This window comes from Mycobacterium sp. shizuoka-1 (assembly GCF_002723835.1).
Lineage (GTDB): Bacteria > Actinomycetota > Actinomycetes > Mycobacteriales > Mycobacteriaceae > Mycobacterium.
The window spans coordinates 65,929-71,493 of record NZ_BEWG01000077.1 but is presented as its reverse complement, the minus strand read 5'-3'; the positions used below and the strand labels follow the sequence as shown (position 1 = coordinate 71,493).

At 70.0% G+C, this 5,565-nt stretch carries 4 protein-coding genes; all 4 read left to right on the top strand.

Features of this window, described 5'->3' with window-relative positions; genetic code table 11:
* The coding region (infB, locus tag MSZK_RS21670; protein ID WP_099250669.1) for a translation initiation factor IF-2 at window positions 1–2,348 on the top strand (2,348 nt) is incomplete at its 5' end.
* 6 nt (window positions 2,349–2,354) lie between these two features.
* Entirely contained in the window at window positions 2,355–2,888 is a 534-nt protein-coding gene (gene rbfA / locus MSZK_RS21665) for a 30S ribosome-binding factor RbfA (RefSeq protein WP_099250658.1), read from the top strand.
* Window positions 2,863–3,861: a bifunctional oligoribonuclease/PAP phosphatase NrnA gene (locus MSZK_RS21660; protein ID WP_099250657.1), complete on the top strand. Its 999-nt coding sequence runs from the start codon at window positions 2,863–2,865 to the stop codon at window positions 3,859–3,861. The genes rbfA and MSZK_RS21660 overlap by 26 nt, the downstream gene beginning before the upstream one ends.
* A 74-nt stretch (window positions 3,862–3,935) precedes the next feature.
* Window positions 3,936–5,273: an MATE family efflux transporter gene (locus MSZK_RS21655; RefSeq protein ID WP_099250656.1), complete on the top strand. Its 1,338-nt coding sequence runs from the start codon at window positions 3,936–3,938 to the stop codon at window positions 5,271–5,273.
* Window positions 5,274–5,565: the final 292 nt, after the last annotated feature.

Below are 5,565 nucleotides of genomic sequence, written 5' to 3'. Positions count from 1 at the left end.
GTCCGGGACCGGCGGCGCCCAAGCCGGGGATGCCCCGGCCGCCGCGCGTCGGCAACAACCCGTTCTCCTCGGCCCAGCCGGTCGAGCGTCCCGCGCCGCGCCCGCAGGGTCCGCGGCCCGGCCCCGGCGGCCCGCGTCCCGGCCCCGGTGGTCCGCGTCCTTCGGGCGGGGCCACCCCCGGCAACATGCCTCCTCGTCCGCCCGGCGCCCGTCCCGGTGCGCCCGGTCGGCCCGGTGCCCCGCGTCCGGGTGGTGGGCCGCGGCCCGGCCCGGGTGGCGGCGGTCGTCCCGGTGGCGGCGGTGGCGGTAACTACCGCACCGGTGGCCCCGGTGGCGGCGGAGCCGGCGGTGCGGCTGCCGGAGGGTTCAGAGGCCGTCCCGGTGGCGGCGGTCCCGGTGGTGGCGGTGGTCGTCCCGGTCAGCGCGGTGGCGCGGCCGGTGCGTTCGGCCGTCCCGGTGGCGCCCCGCGTCGTGGCCGCAAGAGCAAGCGCGCGAAACGCGCCGAATACGAGAACATGCAGGCCCCGGTCGTCGGTGGCGTGCGGTTGCCGCACGGCAACGGCGAGACCATCCGGCTGGCCCGCGGCGCGTCGCTGAGCGATTTCGCCGAGAAGATCGACGCCAACCCGGCCGCACTGGTCCAGGCGCTGTTCAACCTCGGTGAGATGGTCACGGCCACCCAGTCGGTGGGCGACGAGACGCTCGAGCTGCTCGGTAGCGAGATGAACTACGTCGTTCAGGTCGTGTCGCCAGAAGACGAGGACCGCGAGCTGCTGGAGTCCTTCGACCTCACCTACGGCGAGGACGAGGGCGACGAGGAGGACCTCGAGGTCCGCCCGCCGGTGGTCACCGTCATGGGTCACGTCGACCACGGCAAGACCCGCCTGCTGGACACCATCCGTCAGGCCAGCGTCCGCGAGGGCGAGGCCGGCGGCATCACCCAGCACATCGGTGCCTACCAGGTGGCCGTCGAACACGACGGCGTCGAGCGCCTGATCACGTTCATCGACACCCCGGGTCACGAGGCGTTCACCGCCATGCGTGCTCGCGGTGCCAAGGCCACCGACATCGCGATCCTGGTGGTCGCCGCCGACGACGGCGTCATGCCGCAGACGGTGGAGGCCATCAACCACGCGCAGGCCGCCGATGTGCCGATCGTGGTCGCGGTCAACAAGATCGACAAGGAGGGCGCCGACCCGGCCAAGATCCGGGCGCAGCTCACCGAGTACGGCCTGGTTGCCGAGGACTTCGGTGGCGACACCATGTTCGTCGACATCTCCGCCAAGAACGGCACCAACATCGAGGCGCTCGAAGAGGCGGTCCTGCTGACCGCCGACGCGGCACTGGACCTGCGGGCCAACCCCGACATGGAGGCCCAGGGTGTGGCCATCGAGGCGCACCTGGACCGCGGCCGCGGTCCGGTGGCGACCGTGCTCATCCAGCGCGGCACGCTGCGGGTCGGTGACTCCGTGGTGGCCGGCGATGCCTATGGCCGCGTCCGTCGCATGGTCGACGAGCACGGCGAGGACGTCACCGAGGCACTGCCGTCGCGGCCGGTGCAGGTCATCGGCTTCACGTCGGTGCCGGGTGCCGGTGACAACTTCCTGGTCGTCGACGAGGACCGGATCGCCCGCCAGATCGCCGACCGGCGCAGCGCGCGCAAGCGCAACGCGCTGGCCGCCCGTGCCCGCAAGCGCATCAGCCTGGAAGACCTGGATTCGGCGCTGAAGGAAACCAGCCAGCTGAACCTGATCCTCAAGGGCGACAACGCCGGTACGGTCGAGGCGCTCGAGGAGGCCCTGCTGGGCATCCAGGTGGACGACGAGGTGGAGCTGCGGGTCATCGACCGCGGTGTCGGTGGTGTCACCGAGACCAACGTCAACCTGGCGTCGGCCTCGGATGCGATCATCATCGGCTTCAACGTCCGCGCCGAGGGCAAGGCCACCGAGCTGGCCAACCGCGAGGGTGTGGAGATCCGCTACTACTCGGTGATCTACCAGGCGATCGACGAGATCGAGAGCGCGCTCAAGGGCATGCTCAAGCCGATCTACGAGGAGAACGAGCTCGGCCGCGCCGAGATTCGGGCGATCTTCCGGTCGTCGAAGGTCGGCAACATCGCCGGCTGCCTCGTGCAGTCGGGGATCATGCGGCGCAACGCCAAGGCGCGGTTGCTGCGTGACAACGTCGTCGTCGCCGAGAACCTCACGATCTCTTCGCTGCGGCGGGAGAAGGATGATGTCACCGAGGTGCGCGAGGGTTACGAATGCGGCTTGACGCTGACGTACTCCGATATCAAGGAAGGCGACGTCATCGAGACGTACGAGCTGGTCGAGAAGGCTCGGACGTAGGCGACCATGGCTGATCCCGCACGGGCGAAGCGACTGGCGAAGCGCATCTCCACCATCGTCGCCTCGGCGATCGAGTACGAGATCAAGGATCCCCGGCTGGCCGGGGTGACGATCACCGACGCGAAGGTGTCCGGCGATCTGCACGACGCCACGCTGTACTACACGGTGCTGGGCCGTTCCCTGGAGGAGGAACCGGACTATTCCGGTGCGGCGGCTGCGCTGCAGAAGGCCACCGGTGTGCTGCGCACCAAGGTCGGTGCCGGTACCGGTGTCCGGTTCACTCCGACGCTGACCTTCGTGCGCGACACCGTGCCGGATGCCGCCCATCGGATGGAGGAGCTGCTGGCCAAGGCCCGCGCCGCCGACGCCGATGTGGCGCGGATTCGGGCCGGGGCCACTCCTGCGGGAGACGCGCAGCCCTACCGTGTGGTAGGAGAAGAGGGGGCCGGTGGGCAGGAGCGCAGCGACCCGGGGTACGACAACAGCAGGGGGGAAGAGGACGACCAGGACGCCGGTGACCGCGATCGATTCGACGACTGAGATCACTCGCCTCGGAAGGCGGGTGGATCCGTGCGGCGCCGTCGAGGTGCTGCGTGGCGCGCGCTCGGTCGCGGTGATCTGTCACGTCCACCCCGACGCCGACAGCATCGGTGCCGGCTTGGCGCTGGCGCTGATCCTCGAGCGCGACGGGGTCGACGTCCAGGTCAGTTTCGCAACGCCGTCGAACCTGCCGGAATCGCTGCACATGCTGCCCGGCGGACATCTGCTCGTCGCCCCGGCGGACATGCGCCGCGACGCCGACCTGGTGGTCACCGTCGACGCCCCGAGCATCAACCGGCTCGGCGCGCTGGCCGAGCTGACCCCGCCTGGCCGCGATGTCCTGGTCATCGACCACCACAAGTCGAACACGTTGTTCGGCAGTGTGAATCTCGTTGATCCAAAGGCGGATTCGACCACGATGGTGGTTGCCGAGCTGCTCGACGCCTGGGAGAAGCCGATCGACCGCGATGTCGGCACCTGCCTGTACGCGGGGCTGACCATCGACACCGGGTCGTTCCGGTGGGCGTCGGCGCGGGCGATGCGGCTGGCGGCGCGGTTGGTGGACCTGGGCGTCGACAACGCGGCGATCAGCCGCGAACTGTTCGACACCCACCCGTTCGTGTGGCTTCCGCTGTTGTCCCGGGTGCTGGCCAGCGCCGAGCTGGTGGCCGAGGCCGCAGGGGGGCGGGGACTCGTTTATGCGGTGGTGGCTCACGAGGACTGGATGGCCAACCGCTCCGAAGAGGTCGAGAGCATCGTGGACATCGTGCGGACCACCCATGAGGCCGAGGTCGCCGCGGTGTTCAAGGAGATCGAACCGCTGCACTGGTCGGTGTCGATGCGGGCCAAGAGCTACGACCTGGCCGCGGTCGCCAGCGGCTTCGGCGGCGGCGGCCACACCCTGGCTGCCGGGTACTCCGCGGCCGGCCCGATCGACGATGTGGTGGCGCAGCTGGCCGCCGCCCTTGTCTGAGTCCGACTGCCCACAATCGAATTTCACCTTCTGCGGCGATCTACTCGCACTTCGACTGCAAAAGGTGAAATTCGATGACTGACTCGGCTGATGACGCCGCGGTAACGAGCCTGCGGATCGCCGCGCTGGCCCTGCCCGCGCTCGGTGTGCTGGCGGCCGAGCCGATCTATCTGCTGTTCGACATCGCGATCGTCGGGCGGCTCGGTGCGCTGAGTCTGGCCGGTCTGGCGATCGGCGGGTTGATCCTGTCCGTCGTCAGCGCGCAGCTGACGTTCCTGTCCTACGGGACGACGGCCCGTTCGGCCCGGTTCTACGGCGCCGGCAATCGGCGGGCGGCCGTCGGCGAGGGAGTCCAGGCCACCTGGCTGGCGTTCGGGATGGGTGCGGTGATCGTCGCCGCGGTGCAGTTGGCCGGCATGCCGCTGGTGTCGGCGATCGCGGGCACCACGCCCAGCGGTCGCGACATCGCCGAGGCCGCGCTGCCGTGGGTACGGATCGCGATCTTCGGGGTGCCTGCCATCCTGGTCTCGGCGGCGGGCAATGGCTGGATGCGCGGTGTGCAGGACACCGTCCGGCCGCTGCGCTACGTGTTGGTGGGGTTCGGCGTCTCCGCGGCGCTGTGCCCGCTGCTGGTGTACGGCTGGCTGGGCCTGCCGCGGTTGGAGCTGGCCGGCTCGGCGATCGCCAACCTGGTGGGCCAGTGGCTGGCCGCGGTGCTGTTCTGCGGCGCGTTGCTGGTCGAGAAGGTGCCGCTGCGCCTGGACACCGCGGTGTTGCGGGCGCAGGTGGTGATGGGCCGTGACCTGGTGCTCCGCACGCTGGCGTTCCAGGCCTGTTTCGTCTCGGCCGCCGCGGTGGCCGCCCGGTTCGGGGCGGCGGCCGTCGCCGCACACCAGGTGGTCCTGCAGCTGTGGAATTTCCTTGCCCTGGTGCTGGATTCGCTCGCGATCGCCGCGCAGTCGCTGGTCGGTGCCGCGCTCGGCGCGGGCCGGACCCAGCACGCCAAGTCGGTGGCGTGGCGGGTGACGGTGTTCTCGACGATCGCCGCCGGGGTGTTGGCTGTCGCGCTCGCCGTCGGCGCCTCGGTGCTGCCGTCGCTGTTCACCGACGATCGGTCGGTGCTGGCGGCGATCGGGGTGCCGTGGTGGTTCATGGTGGCGCAGCTGCCGGTCGCCGGTGTCGTCTTCGCCCTCGACGGTGTGCTGCTGGGCGCCGGCGACGCCGCGTTCATGCGCACCGCGACGCTGGTGAGCGCGCTGATCGGTTTCCTGCCGCTCATCTGGTTGTCGCTGGTGTTCGGCTGGGGCCTGCTCGGCATCTGGGCGGGCCTGAGCACCTTCATGGTGCTGCGCCTGGTCTTCGTCGGCTGGCGGGCGTTCTCGGGGCGCTGGCTGATCCCGGGCACCGCCTAGCGGTCGCCGCCGTAGTCGGCACGGGCCTCGTTGTGCGGGGCCGAGGTTGTTGACCTTTCACCCAACACGGAATGGCTTTTTGCTGACTTGGGTCAATGGAGGTCGCTGGTGCGCTATTACTGACGTTGCTGACATTTCGATTCGGGACAGGGGCGCCATGAGTTCTACTGACTTTGGGATTCGGATCGGTTCCGCGGCGTTCGCCATGGGGCTAGGTGTGGCCGTCGCCGGCAACCCGGGCGTTGCCGTTGCTGAGGGTCCCGACTCCGGCTCGGCCGCGCACTCGTCGGCG

Excerpts from the sequence above, each read along its gene's own strand:
- rbfA (WP_099250658.1), top strand. The coding sequence starts at position 2,355 with ATGGCTGATCCCGCACGGGCGAAGCGACTGGCGAAGCGCATCTCCACC.
- MSZK_RS21655 (WP_099250656.1), top strand. The coding sequence starts at position 3,936 with ATGACTGACTCGGCTGATGACGCCGCGGTAACGAGCCTGCGGATCGCC.